The organism is Pseudomonas sp. MWU16-30317 (assembly GCF_020515695.1).
In the GTDB taxonomy this organism is placed as follows: Bacteria; Pseudomonadota; Gammaproteobacteria; order Pseudomonadales; family Pseudomonadaceae; genus Aquipseudomonas.
The window spans coordinates 234,466-254,309 of the sequence record NZ_JAIWJA010000001.1; the positions used below are offsets into that span (position 1 = coordinate 234,466).

At 61.1% G+C, this 19,844-nt stretch carries 20 protein-coding genes and 1 riboswitch; of the genes, 17 read left to right on the forward strand and 3 right to left on the reverse strand.

Going from position 1 to position 19,844, the window contains the following annotated elements; translation table 11 throughout:
* Positions 1-54: 54 nt before the first annotated feature.
* Positions 55-172: riboswitch (yybP-ykoY riboswitch) on the forward strand.
* 44 nt (positions 173-216) lie between these two features.
* The 8 genes from LIX93_RS01085 to LIX93_RS01120 all read left to right on the forward strand — a co-directional run bounded on the left by LIX93_RS01085 (position 217) and on the right by LIX93_RS01120 (position 4,810).
* The gene (locus LIX93_RS01085; RefSeq protein WP_226502169.1) at positions 217-1,260 is read left to right on the forward strand and encodes a sodium:calcium antiporter; all 1,044 of its coding nucleotides are present in this window, start codon (positions 217-219) and stop codon (positions 1,258-1,260) included.
* A gap of 191 nt (positions 1,261-1,451) precedes the next feature.
* Positions 1,452-2,006 (forward strand): cytochrome b, encoded by a 555-nt coding sequence (locus LIX93_RS01090; protein ID WP_226502170.1) that lies wholly within the window; start codon positions 1,452-1,454, stop codon positions 2,004-2,006.
* 58 nt (positions 2,007-2,064) lie between these two features.
* Positions 2,065-2,604 (forward strand): RNA polymerase sigma factor, encoded by a 540-nt coding sequence (locus LIX93_RS01095; RefSeq protein ID WP_226502171.1) that lies wholly within the window; start codon positions 2,065-2,067, stop codon positions 2,602-2,604.
* A complete protein-coding gene (locus LIX93_RS01100) occupies positions 2,601-3,386 on the forward strand; it encodes a hypothetical protein (RefSeq protein ID WP_226502172.1) in 786 nt (261 codons plus the stop codon). Before LIX93_RS01095 ends, LIX93_RS01100 begins: the two co-directional genes overlap by 4 nt.
* A gap of 86 nt (positions 3,387-3,472) precedes the next feature.
* The gene (locus LIX93_RS01105) at positions 3,473-3,628 is read left to right on the forward strand and encodes a hypothetical protein (RefSeq protein ID WP_226502173.1); all 156 of its coding nucleotides are present in this window, start codon (positions 3,473-3,475) and stop codon (positions 3,626-3,628) included.
* A gap of 1 nt (position 3,629) precedes the next feature.
* Entirely contained in the window at positions 3,630-4,376 is a 747-nt protein-coding gene (locus LIX93_RS01110) for a DUF72 domain-containing protein (protein WP_226502174.1), read from the forward strand.
* A gap of 67 nt (positions 4,377-4,443) precedes the next feature.
* Positions 4,444-4,620 (forward strand): hypothetical protein, encoded by a 177-nt coding sequence (locus tag LIX93_RS01115; protein WP_226502175.1) that lies wholly within the window; start codon positions 4,444-4,446, stop codon positions 4,618-4,620.
* A 40-nt stretch (positions 4,621-4,660) separates the two neighbouring features.
* Positions 4,661-4,810: a hypothetical protein gene (locus LIX93_RS01120; RefSeq protein WP_226502176.1), complete on the forward strand. Its 150-nt coding sequence runs from the start codon at positions 4,661-4,663 to the stop codon at positions 4,808-4,810.
* Between the two features lie 47 nt (positions 4,811-4,857).
* Here LIX93_RS01120 and LIX93_RS01125 read toward each other — a convergent pair whose 3' ends face one another.
* Positions 4,858-5,349: a MarR family transcriptional regulator gene (locus LIX93_RS01125; RefSeq protein ID WP_226502177.1), complete on the reverse strand. Its 492-nt coding sequence runs from the start codon at positions 5,347-5,349 to the stop codon at positions 4,858-4,860.
* Positions 5,350-5,970: 621 nt separating this feature from the next.
* On the opposite strand from LIX93_RS01125, the gene LIX93_RS01130 reads away from it, so the two are divergent.
* Positions 5,971-6,390 carry a DUF2946 family protein gene (locus LIX93_RS01130; RefSeq protein WP_226502178.1) on the forward strand — a complete coding sequence of 140 codons (420 nt, stop codon included), beginning with the start codon at positions 5,971-5,973 and terminating at the stop codon, positions 6,388-6,390.
* A 104-nt stretch (positions 6,391-6,494) separates the two neighbouring features.
* Positions 6,495-7,877 (forward strand): PepSY-associated TM helix domain-containing protein, encoded by a 1,383-nt coding sequence (locus tag LIX93_RS01135; RefSeq protein ID WP_226502179.1) that lies wholly within the window; start codon positions 6,495-6,497, stop codon positions 7,875-7,877.
* Positions 7,878-8,092: 215 nt separating this feature from the next.
* Here LIX93_RS01135 and LIX93_RS01140 read toward each other — a convergent pair whose 3' ends face one another.
* Positions 8,093-8,311 (reverse strand): hypothetical protein, encoded by a 219-nt coding sequence (locus LIX93_RS01140; RefSeq protein WP_226502180.1) that lies wholly within the window; start codon positions 8,309-8,311, stop codon positions 8,093-8,095.
* A 131-nt stretch (positions 8,312-8,442) separates the two neighbouring features.
* On the opposite strand from LIX93_RS01140, the gene LIX93_RS01145 reads away from it, so the two are divergent.
* From LIX93_RS01145 to LIX93_RS01155, 3 genes are all read left to right on the forward strand, one after another.
* Entirely contained in the window at positions 8,443-9,606 is a 1,164-nt protein-coding gene (locus LIX93_RS01145) for an MFS transporter (protein ID WP_226502181.1), read from the forward strand.
* A 36-nt stretch (positions 9,607-9,642) separates the two neighbouring features.
* Positions 9,643-9,954 carry a cupin domain-containing protein gene (locus LIX93_RS01150; RefSeq protein ID WP_226502182.1) on the forward strand — a complete coding sequence of 104 codons (312 nt, stop codon included), beginning with the start codon at positions 9,643-9,645 and terminating at the stop codon, positions 9,952-9,954.
* Positions 9,955-10,492: 538 nt separating this feature from the next.
* Positions 10,493-11,311, forward strand: coding sequence for an aldo/keto reductase (locus LIX93_RS01155; RefSeq protein WP_346015206.1), 819 nt, complete (start codon positions 10,493-10,495; stop codon positions 11,309-11,311).
* Positions 11,312-11,395: 84 nt separating this feature from the next.
* On the opposite strand, the gene LIX93_RS01160 is transcribed toward LIX93_RS01155, so the two are convergent.
* Positions 11,396-12,742 (reverse strand): Fic family protein, encoded by a 1,347-nt coding sequence (locus tag LIX93_RS01160; protein ID WP_226502183.1) that lies wholly within the window; start codon positions 12,740-12,742, stop codon positions 11,396-11,398.
* Positions 12,743-13,027: 285 nt separating this feature from the next.
* Here LIX93_RS01160 and LIX93_RS01165 point away from each other — a divergent pair, with 285 nt between their 5' ends.
* The 4 genes from LIX93_RS01165 to LIX93_RS01180 all read left to right on the forward strand — a co-directional run bounded on the left by LIX93_RS01165 (position 13,028) and on the right by LIX93_RS01180 (position 19,755).
* Positions 13,028-14,653, forward strand: coding sequence for a methyl-accepting chemotaxis protein (locus tag LIX93_RS01165; RefSeq protein WP_226502184.1), 1,626 nt, complete (start codon positions 13,028-13,030; stop codon positions 14,651-14,653).
* 137 nt (positions 14,654-14,790) lie between these two features.
* Entirely contained in the window at positions 14,791-17,223 is a 2,433-nt protein-coding gene (locus LIX93_RS01170; protein WP_226502185.1) for a TonB-dependent receptor, read from the forward strand.
* A gap of 170 nt (positions 17,224-17,393) precedes the next feature.
* Positions 17,394-18,491, forward strand: coding sequence for a carboxynorspermidine decarboxylase (locus LIX93_RS01175; protein WP_226502186.1), 1,098 nt, complete (start codon positions 17,394-17,396; stop codon positions 18,489-18,491).
* A 28-nt stretch (positions 18,492-18,519) separates the two neighbouring features.
* Positions 18,520-19,755 (forward strand): saccharopine dehydrogenase family protein, encoded by a 1,236-nt coding sequence (locus tag LIX93_RS01180; RefSeq protein WP_226502187.1) that lies wholly within the window; start codon positions 18,520-18,522, stop codon positions 19,753-19,755.
* Positions 19,756-19,844: the final 89 nt, after the last annotated feature.

Consider the following 19,844-nt stretch of genomic DNA (forward strand, 5'->3'; position numbering starts at 1 on the left):
GTCGATCAATCTTTAATGCGCTTGCAATATCATCTGCTCGCTGGAATAATGCGCGCCCTTGTCATTGGGGAGTAGCTATCTTCAACCGCCCGGTTGAAGAGTTCACGTCAACATAATTGAAGCCCCTTGCTTCATGGCGTGATCAGCATATTCAGTCAAGTCTGAATATGCCCGGCGAGACCTTTGGCCACTGCGTGTTTACCGACCGGGTAAGCCATGCCGTGTGCCATTGGTAATCTGCTTGCCCGGTCTGTGCGTCTGATGATTTTAACCCTAGTGCTGTTCTTCGCCTCTGCTGCGATTATTTACTTGTCATGCGAATTCTTCGTCAATGGCATTGAATGGTGCGGCCGCCATATGAAACTGGGTGCCACAGCGGTGGGCACTGTACTGGCGGCCTTTGGCACGGCGTTGCCGGAAAGTGCCGTGACCTTCACCGCAGTTGCCTTCGGCACCACTCCTGAACAGAAGGACATTGGCGTTGGCTCGGCCATGGGCGGCCCTTTGGTGCTGGCGACCATCGCCTATGCCGTGGTCGGTTTTGCGCTCTGGCTCAACCGTCGCAAGCTCGCGCGTGGCGACACTCTGGTCCGCGTCGATCGCAAGGCGTTGGCCAACGATCAACTGGCGTTTCTGGTCATTTTCGTGTTCAAGGTCGGCCTTGGTCTGGTGGCATTCGCTATCAAACCCTGGTTGGGCATATTGTTCTTGGCCGCCTATGGCGTATATGTCTGGCGAGAAATTACCAGCGCCGATACTGCTCCTGAAGAGGAAGAGTTGGAACCGCTGAAGATACGCCCCGGTAACGCGTCGATGGGCTGGGCGGCATTGCAATCGATCATTGCCTTGTGTGTCATTGGCGCGGCCTCGCATATCTTCGTTTCGCAGTTGGAACATATCGGCGTTCTCTTCGGTATTTCACCGCATATCGTGGCGTTGTTGTTGAGCCCGGTGGCTACGGAACTGCCGGAAATCATGAACGCGCTGATCTGGATCAAACAAGGCAAAGAGCGCTTGGCCTTGGCTAATATCTCTGGCGCCATGATGATTCAGGCGACGATTCCCAGTGCGTTGGGTCTGTTCTATACGCCGTGGCTGTTCGATACACCGTTGTTCGCCTCTGGTGTTGTAACAGCGTTCTCGGTAGCGATCACTTGGTTCATGTTCCGCAAGGGCGAAGTCGATTCGCGCAACCTGATGGCGATTGCCCTGCTGTACGTCGCTTTTGCGGCCTATGTCGGCTGGTATTTCTTTCACTGAGGCGTGCCGTCGATCGTGCGTTGATGCAGGCCGCAGCCTGCGGGAGGTCAGGGAGACCGCCGCGGGCTCGGTGGTCGCGGCTCGGTTGCCCGCTGACTCCTGCCAGCGGTGGAAAGTTTTTTAGTGGCGAACGAATAAAGTCCCGCCCCCAGGTGTTCACTACGGGTCACCCCTCCATAAGGTCGCCCCTGATGCTCGCCGCCAAGCCCTTGCTCACCCCGCGTGAACGTTATGATCACGCCACGATGTTCTTCCATTGGGTCACTGCCGTACTGGTGATCGCTTTGTTCGCCAGTGCGCAGATCTGGTCGTTCCTGGCCAAAGGCACGCCGTTGCGGCATAACCTGCAAGCGTTGCATATCTCCATGGGGATTCTGTTGGCCGTAGCGATCATCGGGCGGCTGCTGTGGCGCCTCACCCAAGGTCGCCGCCTGTCTCACCTGCCGGGGGTGGCCGGGCTCGCAGCCAAGGCCGGGCACGCTTTGTTGTATATCTTGTTGCTGGCGCAGATCGTGCTGGGGTTCATGTTCCGCTGGGCCCAGGGTGAGGCGTTCGAGTTTTTTGGCGTGTTCAGCGTGCCATCGCTGATGGCGCCCAACCCGGACTGGCGCCACACTCTGGGAGGGCTGCATGAAAATGTCGCCTGGGCACTGATCATCCTGGCGGGGCTGCATGCCTGCGTGGCACTGGCCCATCATTATTGGTTAAAGGATGGCGTGCTGGTGCGGATGTGGCCTGGGCGCTGATCGCCGATCGCCGATAGTTGCGCCGAGCCCTGCCTCAAGCCTGCGTGGAATAGACCCTGTGCCGATCGAACCGCCCGAGCCCTACAGTACCGACAACGTCCGCCAGGGCCTTTCCCCTTGCTTGGCCAGGCTGTGGCGCTACGCATGGGTGCTGTCGCGCGAGCGCCATGTCGCCGATGACCTGGTCCAGGCCACTTGCGTGCGGGCGCTTGAACGGGCAGGGCATTATCGGCCCGGTACACGCCTGGATCGCTGGCTGTTTTCGATCCTGCATTCCATCTGGCTCAACGAAGTTCGCTCACAACGCGTGCGTCACGGGCAGGGTTTCGTTGACAGCGACAGCCTGGCTGCCGGTGACGAGGGCCTGGCGGTCGAAAACCAGATTCTCGCCAGCCAGGTCATGCGCCAGATTCAGGCACTGCCCGAGGCCCAGCGCGAGACGGTGTTCCTGGCCTATGTGGAAGGGCTCAGCTATCGGGAAACCGCCGATATCCAGCAGATTCCCATCGGCACGGTGATGAGCCGCCTGGCCGCCGCGCGCATACGCCTGGCGGAACACATGAACCTTGCACAGCACCTTTCAGGTGGCCAACCATGACACAAACACGCCTTGAACTCCCTTCGGATACGACGCTGGTGGCGTTTCTGGATGGCGAACTGGACGCCAGCGACGCGGCGCGCATCGAGGCCTTGCGCGAGCGCGAACCGGCCATCGCGCAACGCCTGACCTTCCTTGAACAGGGCTGCGTGGGCATCCCGGAAGGTTTTGCACCGCTGCTCGACGCCGCACCGCTGGCGCACTTGCAGGCCATGCTCGGCGGCCTGCCACCTGTCGCTGCGGCCACGCCGGTGGCGAGTTCGTGGTCGCGGCGGCGCTTGCTGGCCGGTGCGGCAGCCTGCGTGGTCGCCGGCGTAGTGGCGGACCGCACCTGGCACGGCTGGCAATCCACCCACTGGGTCGCCAACGGCAGCTGGCGCGGTTCGGTGGCCCAGTACATGGCGCTCTATACCGAGCAGACGCTGGAAGGTCTCGACCCCAGCGCCGCTACTCAGGCGCCGCAACTGGCTCGGGTCGGCGAGCAGTTGGGGATTGCCCTGACACCTGCGTGGATCAGCCTGCCCGGGGCGCACCTGCGCCGCGCCCAGGTGCTGCGCTACGACGTCGACCTGATCGCGCAACTGGTGTACCTCGATCAGCAGTACGGGCCGTTGGCGCTGTGTTTCGTGCGATCTGCCGACGCGCCGCACGCCCCGGCCGAAGAGGTTCGCAACGGTCTTAACGTGCTGTATTGGAATGATGGGGAACACGCCTGGATGCTCGCCGGGCGTAATCCCGTGGCCGATCTGCGCAGCAAGCAAGCGCGTCTGGCACTGGGGTAGCGTCACCTGCGCGCCGACTGAACGTTTGGCCGCGGGCTTCTTCCAATGCAGTGCATCCTCTTAATCGATGCATCACGGAGAAGCCCATGACCCCTGAAACCGAAGGCAATGAAGAGAAAGGCCCGAATGGCCTGCCCTATGTGAACGATCCAGGCAAGCATCCGCAAAATGACGATGCTGATGAAGCGAGCCCTGACGACCCAGATATCGCCGGGATAGATGGCAGCGAAGAGCCCGAGTAACGTGCAGTCCGAGCGCCCAATTGCAGTAGTCGGCTGCGCCGGCTGGAGCCTGTCGCGTGAGTACGCCGCGCACTTTGCGGCGCAAGGCACGCATCTGCAGCGTTACGGCGCGCGCCTGGGCGGTGTTGAAATCAACAGCTCGTTCTACCGGCCCCATCGCCGTGAGACCTACGTACGCTGGGCCGAGTCGGTGTCTGATGATTTTCGCTTCAGCGTCAAGGCGCCCAAGTTGATCACCCACAGTCAGCGCCTGCAGGGCTGCGAACAACTCCTCGACCTGTTCATCTCCCAGTGCTCTGGCCTCGGGGCCAAGCTGGGCTGTCTGCTGGTGCAGTTGCCGCCCTCCTTGACGTTCGATGAAGCGGCGGCCGAGGCTTTTTTCGCCGCACTTCGTCAGCGGTTCGCTGGCGGCGTGGTACTGGAGCCGCGGCATGCCTCGTGGGCGGCCGCCGAGCCACTGCTGCAAGCGCAGCGTATCGCGCGGGCCGCCGTCGACCCGTCGCGCTTGAGCGGCGATTCGACTCCCGCTGGCTGGTCAGGATTGCGCTACTGGCGTCTGCATGGATCGCCGCGCATCTATCACGACAGTTACGACACCTCGCAGATACAGTCGCTCGCGGCCGAGCTGGTTGCCCCCGCACGTGCAGGAGCCCAGTCGTGGTGCATCTTCGACAACACCGCCAGCGGTGCGGCGCTTGGCAACGCGCTGGAGTTGGCCGAGCTGACCGACCATTCGTCATTGAATTGAAAGATATTCTGTGCAACTGCGGGCCGGCGATTTTCATAGGAGTACCACGTCAGGAAAGAGGCCTGCCATGTACATACGCAAAACACCCATGGCGGCAAAATTCGCAATGGGGGATTTTCGTCACGGTCTGGAAGGTTTCGACGAACAGGCCTTTGTTTCGCGCCAGCAGTTCCGTGCGGCGTTGACACTCGACTTGTTTGCAATCGGCAGGTTTCAGACGTTTCGACAGCACGTGAAACTGTGAATGGCAGCTTGGCGTTCACTCGATAAGGCAGGAGACAGTCATGAAAAAGACCTATGCATGCATAACGTTCTGCAGCCTGTTGGCGCTGCATGGATGCTTCCAGAACGACGACAACAAGACCAAGGCCAATACTGACACCAGCAAGGCGTCAGTGCAGATGCAAAACGGCAATAGCGAGGACAAGAAGTAACCTGATGCGGCTATGCGTCAGTGGGATGGGAGCTGCGTGTGCACGTATCAGCCCGCGCGCAGCGCCTTGAGCGGGCGGGGCTCTGGCACCTGCTGCGGGGCGGTCTTCAGGGTCGGGGCTTGCATCGCTTGCGACAGCTTTCTTAGCGCGTCATTCAACGCCGCCAGTTCTGCCAGAGGGGACCGCATGGCGATATCCTTGCAACCATCGTTCAACGTCTGCGAGGCCTGCTGGAACATCTTCAGCCCCGACTGGGTGAGTCGCAAGTACACCAGTCGGCGGTCGTGGCCGACTTTCTCGCGGCGCAGCAGTGATCGGCGTTCCAACTGGTCCAGTATCCGAGTAACACCCGACGTGGAGATATTCAGCGCGTGGGAGCAGTGACTGGGGGTCACGGTCTTGCGCGAGACGATCAACTCCAAGGTCTGAAATTGCACGACGCTCAGCTCCCATTGCAACAACTGCGAGGCAATGCGGCAATGGAGAATATTGCTGGCCTTTTCCAGCAGCTGGAAAGCTTCAAGATGATGAGTGTTCATTGCGCCGCCTGGAATCAGGAAAAAGGTTACGCCGTCGAGACTGAAGTCACTGTCATGAGCGTGCGAGATATGATCCGGATTGTCCCTTGAACAAGGGCAGCGATCATCACCCTTTTATGCAATGGTGAGTTTCGCGCAGAAGGTTGAGTTTTGCGGGGAGTTGGGATAGGTCGTTGAGGGTTCCAGCAGATACACCCTTTGGGCGATGGGTGTGTTTGCACTTTAGCGCTTTTGCTCTGTCGCTTGTTTAAAAGAATTTATAACTAGGGTTATAGACTGAGGCGGCGCATCAGCGCGGGAGTTGACGACAGGTCTACTGCGCAGGCCAGCACCGAGCGCGCCATCAAGCGTGTCGCATATCCGAAGTAGGCGCTGCCATCGACACCGCTTTCGCGAGCAAGCTTTGCTCCCACAGGTGCCAGCAGTCCCTGAGTCATACACCTGTGAAAGATTTGCTCCCACGGTGGGCACAGATCCCGAGTGGTACACCTATGGGAGCAAGGCTTGCCCGCGAAAAGGCCCGCCCAGACAACGTAGAGGGCAACGCTTATGCTTTTGCCGCCAGCCCTTCAAACAATCCGTTGCTAGGCGCCGCATTGTCAGAATGCTACATTCGCGCCCATGAATTCCTTGCGCGCCCACCGCCTGCCGCTTGTCTGGATGCTGTTTGCCTTCGTCCTGTTCAACGGCCTCGCCTGCAGCATCGGCCATGGGCTGATGATGGGGATGGACGCTGCGCCCGAGCAAAGCACGCCGCACGATGAGGCGGCGTCCACGGTCGATGCCCATGCCGGGATGCAAATGGACATGCCGATGCCGATGCAGCCCGCCATGGAGCCTGCCACAAAGAGCAGCCATGACAGCCTGAAATCCATGTTCGGGGCCTGTACCTTCGCTGGCATTCTGGCCATGGCCATGGTGGTCTTTGCTGCCCTGGGCTGGCTGATTCGCTTGCGGCAAATACCCGCCGCGCTTCATGAGCGTTGGCCGGTGTCGTCCTTCCGGTTGTTCTTTCCCGCCCTCAACCCCCGCGCGCCTTAGCCCCCCTCGCGCTGTCAATGCGCGGGTACATGCTTGATAAACCAATGGTGTCTGGCTGGCAGTTCGCTGCCGTGCCGGCTGTTTTTTATGCTGGATGGGTGCTTATGTCTGCTCAAATCTCTTCCCCTGCGCCGGGGGCCGTCGTGGCATTGCTCAAGCGGCTGCATTTTTACGTCGGCCTGTTTGTCGGGCCTTTTCTGTTGGTCGCGGCGTTGAGCGGGGTGCTGTATGCCCTGACACCGCAGATCGAAGAACATCTTTATGCCGATGCGCTGCACAGCGGCAGTCGCGGGCCGAACCTGACGCTGGCCGAGCAGGTCGCCATCGCGCAGGCGCAGATCGGTAATGCCCGTTTGACGGTGGCTGCAGTGCGCCCGGCGCCAAAGGCGGGGGATACCACGCGGGTGATGTTCAGCGCGCCGACATTAGGTGAATCCGAAAATCGCGCGGTGTTTATCGATCCGGTCAACGGCGCGGTGCGCGGTGACATGACCGTCTATGGCACCAGCGGTGTGTTGCCGCTGCGCACCTGGATCGATCAGTTTCACCGCGGTTTGCTGCTGGGGGATGTTGGCCGCTTGTACAGCGAGTTGGCGGCGTCGTGGCTGTGGGTGGCGGTACTGGGTGGGCTGGTGTTGTGGGCGGTCAACCGCGCGCGAGCCAGGCCCGGCGCGCGTAGCCTGCGTGGCTGGCATGCCAGCGCCGGGCTGTGGCTGGCGCTGGGGTTGCTGTTTTTCTCCGCCACGGGGCTGACCTGGTCGCAGTACGCAGGCGATAACATCGGTGTGCTGCGGGCCTGGTATGGCTGGTCGACGCCCAGTGTGGCGACATCGCTGGGCCACGCCTCGAGCATGTCCGCGAGCATGAAAATGCCCATGGACGAGCACGCCGAACATCATATGCACATGGCCGCCCATGGCGCGTCGGTTGCCTTGGATGCGGCATTGTTCGACAGCGTGCTGAGCAGTGCCCGCAGCGCCGGGATCGATGCGGCCAAGGTGGAGATCCGCCCGGCCAAGAGCGCCGATACAGCCTGGGTGGTGAATGAGATCGATCGGCGCTGGCCGACCCATGTGGACGCCGTAGCGGTCGATCCGCAGAGCTTGAAAGTGATCGATCAGGTGCGCTTCGCGCAATATTCGCTGCCAGCCAAGCTCACTCGTTGGGGCATCGACGCGCATATGGGTGCCTTGTTCGGCCTGGCCAATCAGCTGTTGCTGGTGGCGTTTGCCAGTGGCTTGGCGGTGATGGTGGTGCTCGGTTACCTGATGTGGTGGCGACGCCGTCCGACCCTCGCGCCGCAGTTGACGCTGTTCGATGCCTGGCGGCAGATGGCGCCAGTGGGGCGACTGGGAGTAATCGCTGCGGCGGTGGCGGTGGGCATTTGCCTGCCGGTACTGGGCGTCAGCCTGCTGTGCTTTGTGGTGGGGGATGTGTTGTCGAGTATGCGTGCATCGCCCAACGTGTTGTCGCAGACGCAGGCCTGAACGGTGGCCGGATTGGAGAAAGCCATGCATCGATCGACGTTATGACTGCTGTGGCGTCGACCTATTCAGGGTGACCTGCAGATCCATGCGCCGGTGAGGCCAGCTCATCGGCCCCGGTGCGGGTGCTGAAGAAGATCGGCATGCACCGCGACGGTGAGCTTGACGACGTGCCAGGGCAGGCGCCGAGTCTGGTGTTCAGGATGGAGGGTTGAGTGTCATGCCCCCACGGCTTGCGGCAGCGGCACGATGAGCATGGTCATCAGGTCTTCCCATGGCCGCTGACCCTTGCCCGCGCGGGAGCAGGTGGGGGAGTGAATGAAGTCGGTGTTGGAGAGCCGGCTCGGCTGTCGTGCGGCGCACTGGGAACAGGTGATTTCTTCATTGAACATGGTCCAGGCGGCTTGCCAATCTTGCAGATCCTTGTGGGCGTACATCGTGTGGCGTCCTTTGTTTGTTGTTGTTCCATTAGCCTAGCACTGGCGATTCCATCTGCAAGGATGGCTCGTGTCAGGTAGGCTTGCGTTCTCTCTTGCATCTTGATCAGGCACCGGACGCTAAGTTTCCTATGAATCACTCGCTCAACCCCCGCATTTACGTGTTGACCTTCACCTCGTTCGTCATGCTCTCATCGGAGTTCATCGTCGCCGGCCTGTTGCCGCAAATTGCCGCCAGTCTGCAGATCACCGTCGGCAGTGCCGGCGCGCTGGTCACGGCGTTCGCTTTGGGCATGGGCATCAGCGCGCCGCTAATCGCCGCTTTCACCCATAAAGTCAGCATGCGTGCCTTGTTGATCTGGGCCTGCGTGGCGCTGTTTCTGGGTAACACCGTTTGCGCGATGACCGACAATTTCCCCATCCTGCTGGCCGGTCGCGCGCTCGGCGGTGTCGGCGTGGCGATCTTCTGGACCAACGCCACCGTGGCCGCCGCGGCGTTGTCCACGGCCAATACCCAGAGCCTGGCGATTTCCCGGGTGTTGATCGGCATTTCGATCGCTTCGGTGGTCGGGGTGCCGCTGGGCAAGTGGGTGAGTGACGCCTGGACCTGGGAGCACGCCATGGGCCTGATGGCGGGCTTGAGCGCCTTGGCGTTGGTGCTGGTGATCGGCTGGGTGCGCCCGCCCGAGGGTGAGCGCACGCAGGCGCAAGAGAACTTGCTCGGGCGCCTCAGCGTGATCTGGAAAAGGGACATCGCCTTGGCATTGCTGAGTTATCTGCTGATGTTCGCCGGCATCATGACCGTCTTCAGTTTCCTCGCCACGCTGCTGACCCGTCACACCGGCTTTCCTGCTGCGCAGGTGACGTTGGTGCTTGCGTTGTACGGCGTGGCGGATATCGTCGGCAATCTGCTGCTGGCCAAACGTGTGCCCAATCCGCTCGATGGGATGTTCAAGCGGGTGTTGTTGACCCTGGCCGTCGCCGTTATCGGCGTCTCGGTGTTTGGCGCGAGCCTGTGGCTGGTGCCGTTGTTCGTGGCGGCAGCGGGGTTTTGCCATGCCGGGGCGAGCATGATGAACGGCATGGACGTGATCCGCCGGGCGGGGGCCGATGCCAAGATCGTCAATTCGGTGAACGTGGCGGCGATCAACGTCGGTATCATGCTCGGTGCGATGTGTGGCGGCCTGGTGACCGACCATATCGGTATCCAGTATGTCGGCTACCTGGCGGGGGTGTTCGTGCTGCTGGCCTGGGCGATTCGCATGCAGTTGCAGCCGGTTCGAGCGGTCGAGTAATCGGCCCGTCATTTACCTTGAAGCAGGTAATCCTCTGTGAAGATCATTCGTAGCAAAGACTTCACTGGCGAGCGGCCTTGGGCGGCGCTGGATATTGCCAACATGAACGGCATCACCACGCGTTTGCACTGGACGGACCAGCCGTACAAATGGCATGTCAACGATGGACAAGAGGTGTTTGTAGTGCTCGACGGGCAGGTGGAAATGCGCTTCATGGAACAGGGAGTCGAGCGTTCGACATTCCTGCAAGTTGGCGACATTTTTTACGCCGCGGTCGGTACCGCGCACGTCGCCCATCCGGTCGGTCCGGCGAGGGTGTTGGTGGTGGAAAGCGAGGGGAGTGTCTGAGCGGCTTGTTTCGAGCGTAGAGGCTGAATCGTCAGGGTTGCTGGTGCAATTGTTCCACCGTCCGATAGACGTATTGCTGGGATGATTTGTCGCTGGCTAGGGGATCAGGGTGGTCCTGCTTTCGAGCCGGCCTTGGGGTTGCGGCCCCCGCCATTGGCCCTTCGCTTAGGCTCAGGGTGCCCGCGCTTCGACGCACTGGCGAGGGGCACGCCCCGATGGGCCCTCTCTTCAGGTGCCGGAACGCGGGTACCCTGAGCCTAGGCGAAGAGCCAATGGGGAGGGCGAGCCGCATAGGCCCGCAGCAAAGGACCACTCCACAGTTCCCACGCAGCGCCCCTGGCCACACACTTGTCGCAGGTAGCCACTGCACTGCCATGCGCGGTCTATGCTGTGCACAACCTGTTTCACTCAGGGCTAGAACATGCGCCGCAGCGATCATTCAGTAGCCTTCACCCGCCGAGCCTTGATCAAACTGGCCGGTGTCATGCTCGCGGGCTCGGCGTTGGCAAACCCCTCTACTTCTTCAGGAGCCCGCCGCATGCTCACCCGTCCCCTTCCCGCCACCCAGGAGCCGCTGCCGGTGATCGGCCTGGGCACCTATCGCGGTTTCGACGTTGCGCCCGCGGATGGCAACTACCGCAACCTGCCGGCGGTGCTGGACGCGCTGTTCGACAATAGCGGCTCGATGATCGACAGTTCGCCCATGTATGGCCGAGCCGAGCAGACCACCGGTGAATTGCTGACGGCGCGTAGCGTGCGGGCATCGCCATTCCTGGCCACCAAGGTCTGGACCCGGGGGCGTGCTGAAGGGATAGCGCAGATGGAAAGGTCGTTCCAACTGCTACAGACCGAGCGAATCGACCTGATGCAGATCCACAACCTGCTGGATTGGCAAAGCCATCTGCCCACCTTGCGCGAATGGAAACGGCAGGGCCGCATCCGCTACATCGGCATCAGCCATTACACTGCGTCGGCCTATACCGAGGTCGAGTCGCTATTAAGGTCCGAACCGCTGGATTTTTTACAGATCAACTATGCGCTGGACGATCGCGCCGTGGAAAATCGCCTGCTGCCGCTTTGTCAGGAGCGCGGCGTTGCGGTGATCTGCAACCGGCCGTTTGGCGGCGGTGGGCTGCTTGCGCGGTTGCGCTCCGTGCCGTTACCGGGATGGGCGCAGGAGGTGCAGGCCAGTAGCTGGTCACAGTTGGCGTTGAAATTTCTGGTGTCCCATCCAGCGGTGACGTGTGTGATTCCGGGCACCGGTAACCCGCGTTATATGGCGGAGAATGCCGGCGCGGGGTTTGGGCCATTACTGGATGAGGCTCAGCGCAGGGCGTTGGTTGGGGTGGTGGGGTAGGGAGCAACGGGCAGGTTGGCGCGATTCGGAGCGCTGAATTCAATCATTACAATAAGACCCCTTCACGACGGGGAGGGCACCGCTTTACTCCTGTCTTTTTCTCCAAATCGCCAGCTCCGAAGGCCGTAACCGGTAGCGGGCGAGTACACCTTCGTGCAGCCGTCGCAACTCACCGATGATGACTGCCTCCACGTTATCCTGTTCCAGCACTGGGACTTGTTCCGCAACGCATTGGTGGATGATGCCTAATGGGTCGTGGTCCGGGCTCAGCACGATCTCGCGGATAGTACGCTTGATCAGGTCTCGCCAGGCAAGCCGAACAGGGTCTGGTTCGGCGAGCTCCTGGCGGATGACCAGATACTCTTGTGCTGAGCGCTCGTAGGCCCATACGTAGAGATCGCGCAGCAATTCCACGCGGGTCAGCTCATATACGCCTAGGGTGGCGCGGCTGTATGCGATCTCGGGTACATCGAGAAACGTCAGCGGGCACAGATTGGCGCGAAATAGTGGCAGGTTGGCCGCAAGCCGCGAGGTGCGTTTGTTGATGTCGGCGAAAGGCTGGAGGTAGGGCAGGTGGACCATCACGAAAAACGACTGCTCGAATGGGTCGGTAATCTGGTTGGCCTTGGCCAATAATTCATCCAGCAACTGATCGATTGGCTGTGGTGACGACAACGGACGGTAGACGCTTTTACCGATATCCACCGCATGTTGACGGATACGCCCTTCATCAGCGGAATTCGGCAGCAGGTTTTCCGCCAGGACGCTGTGCAAATTCATTAGCGTATAGCGGTTGAATTCGGCCGTGTCGATGTTCTCGACCAGCAGTTCTATTGCGGCCTTATGATTCAGGATCATCTGCGTTTCCAACAGCGGCTTGCCTCGCGCTGCCCTGCCATGCTCGATGAGTTCTACGGTATCCAGTCGTGAATAAGTATTGCCTTCCAGATTGCTGGAAGCCCAAGACAGGTCGATCAGCAGCCGATTGAGTATCGCCCGGCTATAGGTTCCTGCGGGCGCCTCGGTGCGGGACGTGCGCCCGATGTTGTGCAACTGCCGCCTTAACGGTTCAGACAGGTACCAAGTGCTGCCGGGGATGTAGGCGTCGAGAAATTCGCGCTGGTAACCCACGGGTTTGCGGGATTCTAGAGGCTGGTCGATGTAATCGAGGATGTCAGTACTATCGACAGAAAGCGGTATGGCTCTGGGAAAACTGTCGGTCTGTTCACTCAGGGCGCGAGGGCCGAGGACCATGTAACGGCGCGCACGGGCTTCGCCGTGTGTCGTGATCACGCCTTCATCCGCCATTTGGCTCAGCAGGCGCTGCGCGGTGCGCCGAGCCAGGTTTGGATGCTGCGCAAGCAACTCGGCCAACGTCAGGCCGGACGGGGCTTGCAGGATGGTTTTTTGCAATTCTTCGGCATTTGACATGGTCAGTTGGCGCGATTCGAGGTGGGTTTGGCGCGATTCTGGCGCAATTTAAAGAATCGCGCCAGTTTTTGGCGCGATTCATGGTGCGATTATTGAAATCGCGCCAGATCCCTATCATCACCTCCTCAGTGCGACAGGTTTGCGGTCGGGCGCTAGCTGCCGGCCCTTTAGCGCATTACCACTTGTCTGTCGTGGTTCAAGATCCGCTCCGCACGCCGATAGCCTGATAGGGCATTTTGCCTGCCTGGCAGTGCCTGTATAAAAATGGCCGATAGGGGATCTTGTATGCGCTTGAGAAATCTCAACCTCGCTCCACGTGCAGCGTTGTTCTTCACCTTGATCATTGCCCTGGTATTCGTCCTGGGTGGCGTTGCGGTGACCCAGATGGGTGAACTGCGGGACGCCGAAAATGATGTCGAAACCAACTGGATGGCCAGTGTTCGCCAAGGTGGCCTGATCAACGCCGGACTGTTGCGCATGCGCCTTGAAAGCCTGCGCGCCAGCAGCAGCACGGATGCCCAGGTACGCGACAAGACCTTGGCCGATATGGCCGGTTTTCGAGAGAAACTGCTGGATGCGGTCAAACAATACGAACCACTGGTTAGCGATGATCGTGAACGCGCTATCTATCTGTCGGTCAAGGATGGTCTCGAGAAATATACGCGCCAGCTGGACCTGCTCGAACCGTTGATCCGAACTGGCGACAGCACCCAGTCGCTGGCCTTCATCAACGCCAACATCAAGCCCCTGACCAATGACCTGGAAGGGGTGATCGGCAAGCTGATCGCCTACAACAACGACGGCGCTACCGCAGCGGGCAAGGAGGCCGCCAAGCTGTACAGCGACGGCCTGACCTTTGTCATCGGCCTGATCGCCGCGGTGGTGGTGCTGACCATCGGCCTGGCCGTGCTGCTGACCCGTAGCATCACCGCACCCATCACCGATGCGCTGTCGGTGGCAGAGCGCATCGCCGGCAGCGACCTGTCGCGTGAAGTGCTGGTGAGTGGCGGCGACGAAGCCGGGCGCCTGCTCAAAGCCCTGGCGCAGATGCAGGAAAACCTGCGCAACACCATCCTGCAGATCTCCGAATCCTCGACTCAGTTGGCGTCCGCCGCCGAAGAAATGACCGCCGTCACCGAAGAGTCGAGCCGTGGCATGGTCAGCCAGAACGACGAGGTCAACCAGGCGGCCACGGCGGTGACGCAAATGAGCGCGGCGGTGGACGAGGTCGCCCGCAACGCCGAGTCGGCCTCTGACGAATCGCAACGTACCCAGGGCTTCACCCAGACCGGCCTGGCCCATGTGGCGCAGACCTTGAAGTCGATCCAGAGCCTGAGCGGCAACGTCGCCAATACCGGCGATCAGATCCAGGCGCTGTCGACGCGGGCGCAGAGCATCAACAAGGTGGTCGAGGTGATCCGCGCCATCGCCGAGCAGACCAACCTGCTCGCCCTCAACGCCGCGATCGAGGCAGCCAGGGCAGGGGAGCAGGGCCGCGGCTTTGCCGTGGTGGCCGATGAAGTCCGCGCCTTGGCCCATCGCACCCAGCAGTCGACCCAGGAAATCGAACAGATGATCAGCGGCATCCAGGCTGATTCCGAGCTGGCGGTGAACGCCATGAACATGAGCAAGACCCTGGCCACGCAGTCTCTGGACGTCGCTCAGGAAGCCAGTACCTCGCTGGACCAGATCGCGGCGGCCATCGTGCGCATCAATGAACGCAACCTGTTGATTGCCACAGCGTCCGAAGAGCAGGCCCACGTGGCCCGCGAAGTCGACCGCAACCTGGTGAGTATTCGCGAACTGACCGTGCAGAGTTCCGCCGGCGCCAGCCAGACGGCAACCGCTTGCGGCGAGATGTCCAAGCTGGCGGTCAACCTTAATCGCCTGGTCAACCGCTTCGTGGTTTGAGGCCATGGGTCCAGGCGCCGTACGCTGCTGATATCGACGCCCTTGAGCCCAGGGCGTCGATTTTTTTCATCAACGCTGTCCCCTTTTTTGCGCTCGGCTGTCACTGCAGGTAAGTGAATCCTGAAGAGAGCGCATCCATGCCCGCACTGACCCGCCGTCGGCCCCGACTGGCGTCATCGATTTCCTGTCGCACCTTGTGCCTGAGCCTGTTGCTCGGCGGTGGCACCCTAAGCGCGTCAGTCGCCTCGCAACTGGCCGTTGCCGATAGCCGCACGTTCAACGTGCCCGCCGGTGACCTGGGTGCAGCTTTGACGCGCTTCGCTGGCGAGGCTGGGGTGAGCCTGTCGGTGGACCCGCAACTGGTCAGCGGTCGACGTACGCCGGGGTTGTCCGGCAGCTACAGCGTCGAGGCCGGTTTCGCCAACCTGCTGCAGGGCAGTGGCCTGCAGTTGCAGGCGGTGGGCGCTTCGGCCTACACCCTGGTGCCCGCACCCCTGGGCGCGAACGCGGTCGAGATCGCCCCGACCAGCATTCTTGGTGCAACCACTGGCGCGCCGGCCGATGACGGCGAGCGCTACGCCGGCGGTCAGGTGGCCCGACGCGGTTCCCAAGGCTTGCTGGGTGGTCGCGACTTCATGGAGACGCCGTTCAGCATGACCACCTACACCAGCGAGACGGTCAAGAATCAACAGGCGCGCACCCTGGGCGACCTGATCGCCAGTGACCCCTCGGTGCGCGCCACCAACCCGGCGGGCGGGCGTTACGAACAGTTCACCATTCGCGGCTTCAGCCTGTTCAACAGTGACGTCTCTTATAACGGCCTGTACGGCGTCCTGCCGACCTACACCATCGATATGGAAATGGCCGATCGGGTCGACGTGCTCAAAGGCCCCAGCCAGTTGATCAATGGTATATCGCCGCGCGGCAGTGTCGGCGGCGGTATCAACGTGGTGCCCAAACGTGCCACCGACAGACCCATCACCGAGTTCACGGGCAGCTATGCCTCGGACAGTCAGGTCGGCGGGGCAGTGGACATCGGTCGGCGTTTCGGCGATGAAAACCAGTTCGGCCTGCGCTTCAACGGCGTCAAGCAGGCCGGCGACACCGAGTGGGATCATCAAAGCGTCGACCGGCAGATGTATGTGCTGGGCCTGGACTTTCGCGGTGAGCGGCTGCGTCTGTCGACCGACATCGGCCACACCGAACGCGCCACCGATTCGCCTCAGGAGCGTGTGCAGATCGGTGCCAACGCCAAGGTCCCGGATGCCGACGATGTGCACCGCAACTATGCGCAATCCTGGAGCCAGGCACGCACCAATGACACCTTCGGCACGCTCAATGGCGAGTTCGATGTCAACGATTCGGTGATGGTCTATGGCGGCGTGGGCGCGCGCAAAAGCAACCATGACTTTCTGCGTCATGCCGTGTCCGTCACCAACGATGCTGGGGATTTCAGCGTGCTGCCGCGCGACTTCACCCGTGACGAAAACGTGCGTACTGCCACCGCGGGCGTGCGCAACTGGTTCCACACCGGGCCCGTCAGCCATGAGGTCAACCTGGCCTTCAGCGACTTCTACATGGATTTCACCAACGGTGGCGCGCGCTATGGCGCCTCGCCCAGCAACCTGTATGACCCCGTACAAACGCCCACGCCGATCAACGCCACCCGCCAGGACGACAAGGTCTATACCGAGAACCGCTTCACGGGTGTGGCGCTGTCCGACACCTTGGGCTTCATCGACGACCGCGTGCTGCTGACCCTGGGCGGTCGCTGGCAGCGGGTCAAGGTCGACGACTGGACCAACGGCATCAAGGGTGCCACGGCCTATGACGAAGAGAAGCTCTCGCCCTCGGGAGGCCTGCTGTTCAAGGCCACCGAGCGGTTGTCGCTGTACGCCAACTACATGGAAGGCCTGAGCCAGGGCAAGATCGCGCCGTCGACCTCGATCAACGAGGACGAGATCTTCGCGCCGTTCATCAGCCGCCAGATCGAGGTCGGCGCCAAGTACGATCTGGGCGCCTTCGCCCTGACTGCCGCAGCGTTCCGCATCCGCCAGCCGGCCTATGAGACCAACACCACCTCACGGCGCTTCGGGCCCAATGGCAAGCGCGAGAACAAGGGCGTGGAGCTGAGCCTCTTCGGCGAGCCGCTCGAGGGCGTGCGCTTGCTCGGTGGGGTGATGTACATCGACAGCAAGCTGACCCACACCACCAATGGCAGCTACGACGGCAATCGCGCCCCGGCCACGCCCGAGTACAACATCAACCTGGGCGCCGAGTGGGACGTGCCCGCCGTCTCCGGCCTGACCCTGACTGGGCGCGGTATCTATTCCAGTTCACAGTATCTGGATCAGGCCAACACCAAGGAGATCGAGGCCTGGCGCCGCTTCGACGTGGGCGCGCGGTACGCCTTCAAGGTCGACGGCAAGGACGTGACCCTGCGCGGCAGCGTCGAGAATGTGATGGATGCCCGCTACTGGTCTTCGGCGGGCGCCTCCGACGACAGCGAGCCCGGGCTCACGCTATCGACGCCGCGTACCTATCTGCTGTCGGCTACGCTTGGGTTTTGAAGCAGCTTTGGAGCAGCTTTGAAGCAGCTGCAAGCTACAAGCTACAAGCCCGAAGCTCATAGCCAACTACCTACCGCTTGCAGCTTGCAGCTTAAAACTTGCAGCTTTTTCGCCCGAGGGAAGGCACAATTCGCATCCTTTTTTTTGCTGGCCATGCCGGGGGTCTCGAAATGATCAAGACGCCGTACTACCTCATCGACAAACAGAAGCTGCTGGGCAACATGCAGAAGATCGCCTATGTGCGCGAGCACTCCGGCGCCAAGGCGCTGCTGGCGCTCAAGTGCTTCGCCACCTGGTCGGTGTTCGACCTGATGCAGGAGTACATGGACGGTACTACGTCGTCGTCGTTGTACGAGCTCAAGCTCGGCCGCGAGAAGTTCGTCGGCGAGACCCACGCCTACAGCGTCGCTTGGGCCGATGACGAGATCGAAGAGATGCTCGCCAACTGCGACAAGATCATCTTCAACTCCATCGGCCAGCTGCAGCGTTTCGCCGAGGCGTCCGAGGGCAAGGTGCGCGGCTTGCGCGTCAACCCGCAGGTGAGCAGCTCCGATTACCTGCTGGCCGATCCGGCGCGGCCGTTCAGCCGCCTGGGCGAATGGGATCCGGTCAAGGTCGAAGCGGTCATCGAGCAGATCTCCGGCTTCATGTTCCACAACAACTGCGAGAACGGTGATTTCGGCCTGTTCGACCAGATGCTCAGCACTATCGAGGAGCGCTTCGGCCACCTGTTGCACAAGGTCGAGTGGGTCAGCCTGGGCGGCGGTATTCATTTCACGGGCGAGGGCTATGCACTGGATGCCTTTTGCGCGCGCCTCAAGGCCTTCTCCCAGAAATACGGCGTGCAGGTGTATCTGGAGCCGGGCGAAGCCGCCATCACCCAGAGCGCTTCGTTGGAAGTCACCGTGCTCGACACCCTCTACAACGGCAAGCACCTCGCCGTTGTGGACAGCTCCATCGAAGCACACATGCTCGATCTGCTGATCTACCGCCTCAACGCCAAGCTCGCGCCAAGCGAGGGTGAACACACCTACATGGTGTGCGGCAAGTCTTGCCTGGCCGGTGACATTTTCGGTGAATATCAATTCCCGGCGCCGTTGCAGATTGGCGATCGCCTGTCGTTCGTCGACGCGGCAGGCTACACCATGGTCAAGAAGAACTGGTTCAACGGCCTGAAGATGCCGTCCATCGTAGTGAAACAACTCGATGGTACAGTCGAAGTCGTACGTGAGTTTGGTTTTGCAGACTATCTGTCCAGCCTTTCCTGAGCTGGCAGCCTGAGGAGAAGTAAAGAAATTGAAGAAGAACGTTCTTATCATTGGTGCAGGAGGTGTCGCCAAGGTGGTGGCCCACAAGTGCGCGCAGCACAACGACGAGCTCGGTCGTATTGCTATCGCGTCGCGCAACATCTCCAAGTGCCAGGCCATCATCGACAGCGTCAAGGCCAAGGGCAGCCTCAAGCAGCCGGCCGATATCAAGGCTTTCGCGCTCAATGCGCTGGATGTCGAAGCGACCAAGGCGTTGATCCGCGAGACCGAATCGCAGATCGTCATCAACGTCGGCTCCGCCTTCCTCAACATGTCGGTGCTGCGTGCCTGCATCGATAGCGGCGTCGCCTATCTCGACACCGCCATCCACGAAGAACCGGGCAAAGTCTGCGAAACGCCGCCCTGGTACGGCAACTACGAGTGGAATCACCTCGAAGAGTGCCAACGCAAGAACATCACCGCCATCCTCGGCGTGGGCTTCGACCCGGGTGTGGTCAATGCCTATGCGGCGTTGGCGCAGCAGCAGTATTTCGACCGCATTGATTCGATCGATATTCTCGACGTCAATGCTGGCTCCCATGGCAAATATTTCGCCACCAATTTCGACCCGGAAATCAACTTCCGCGAGTTCACCGGACAGGTGTGGAGCTGGCAGAACAGCCAGTGGACCAGCAACACCATGTTCGAAGTCAAACGTACCGACGACCTGCCGGTGGTCGGTGCGCAGGACCTCTATCTCACCGGTCACGACGAAGTGCACTCGTTGTCGAAAAATCTCGACGTGCCCAACGTGCGTTTCTGGATGAGTTTCGGCGAGCACTACATCAATGTGTTCACCGTCTTGAAAAACCTCGGGCTGCTGTCCGAGCAGCCGGTCACCACCGCTGAAGGCCTGCAGGTCGTGCCGCTGAAAGTGGTCAAGGCCGTGCTGCCCGATCCGTCGTCGCTGGCGCCGGGCTATACCGGCAAGACCTGCATCGGTGACCTGGTCAAGGGCACCAAGGATGGGCAGCCGCGCGAGGTGTTCATCTACAACGTCGCGGATCACGAAGAGGCCTTCGACGAGACCGACAGCCAGGGCATTTCCTACACCGCGGGCGTGCCGCCCGTGGCCGCAGCCTTGCTGGTCGCCCGTGGCGAATGGGATGTGCAGCGCATGGTCAACGTCGAGGAACTGCCGGCCGAGCCGTTCCTCAAGGCGCTGGACGTGATGGGCCTGCCGACCCGCATCAAGGACGAACACGGCGATCGCCCGTGGAATTGATTCGTTGCTGATGTAGACAAGGTGCGCCATGACCGGCGCACCTTTTTTTTGCGCGCTATTTGCGTCGCTTTTCAAGCTCCCTTTGCGGG

Coding starts and splice junctions, on each gene's coding strand:
- LIX93_RS01085 (WP_226502169.1), top strand. CDS start 217: ATGCCGTGTGCCATTGGTAATCTGCTTGCCCGGTCTGTGCGTCTGATG.
- LIX93_RS01090 (WP_226502170.1), top strand. CDS start 1,452: ATGCTCGCCGCCAAGCCCTTGCTCACCCCGCGTGAACGTTATGATCAC.
- LIX93_RS01100 (WP_226502172.1), top strand. CDS start 2,601: ATGACACAAACACGCCTTGAACTCCCTTCGGATACGACGCTGGTGGCG.
- LIX93_RS01105 (WP_226502173.1), top strand. CDS start 3,473: ATGACCCCTGAAACCGAAGGCAATGAAGAGAAAGGCCCGAATGGCCTG.
- LIX93_RS01115 (WP_226502175.1), top strand. CDS start 4,444: ATGTACATACGCAAAACACCCATGGCGGCAAAATTCGCAATGGGGGAT.
- LIX93_RS01120 (WP_226502176.1), top strand. CDS start 4,661: ATGAAAAAGACCTATGCATGCATAACGTTCTGCAGCCTGTTGGCGCTG.
- LIX93_RS01125 (WP_226502177.1), bottom strand. CDS start 5,349: ATGAACACTCATCATCTTGAAGCTTTCCAGCTGCTGGAAAAGGCCAGC.
- LIX93_RS01130 (WP_226502178.1), top strand. CDS start 5,971: ATGAATTCCTTGCGCGCCCACCGCCTGCCGCTTGTCTGGATGCTGTTT.
- LIX93_RS01135 (WP_226502179.1), top strand. CDS start 6,495: ATGTCTGCTCAAATCTCTTCCCCTGCGCCGGGGGCCGTCGTGGCATTG.
- LIX93_RS01140 (WP_226502180.1), bottom strand. CDS start 8,311: ATGTACGCCCACAAGGATCTGCAAGATTGGCAAGCCGCCTGGACCATG.
- LIX93_RS01145 (WP_226502181.1), top strand. CDS start 8,443: ATGAATCACTCGCTCAACCCCCGCATTTACGTGTTGACCTTCACCTCG.
- LIX93_RS01155 (WP_346015206.1), top strand. CDS start 10,493: ATGCTCACCCGTCCCCTTCCCGCCACCCAGGAGCCGCTGCCGGTGATC.
- LIX93_RS01160 (WP_226502183.1), bottom strand. CDS start 12,742: ATGTCAAATGCCGAAGAATTGCAAAAAACCATCCTGCAAGCCCCGTCC.
- LIX93_RS01165 (WP_226502184.1), top strand. CDS start 13,028: ATGCGCTTGAGAAATCTCAACCTCGCTCCACGTGCAGCGTTGTTCTTC.
- LIX93_RS01170 (WP_226502185.1), top strand. CDS start 14,791: ATGCCCGCACTGACCCGCCGTCGGCCCCGACTGGCGTCATCGATTTCC.
- LIX93_RS01175 (WP_226502186.1), top strand. CDS start 17,394: ATGATCAAGACGCCGTACTACCTCATCGACAAACAGAAGCTGCTGGGC.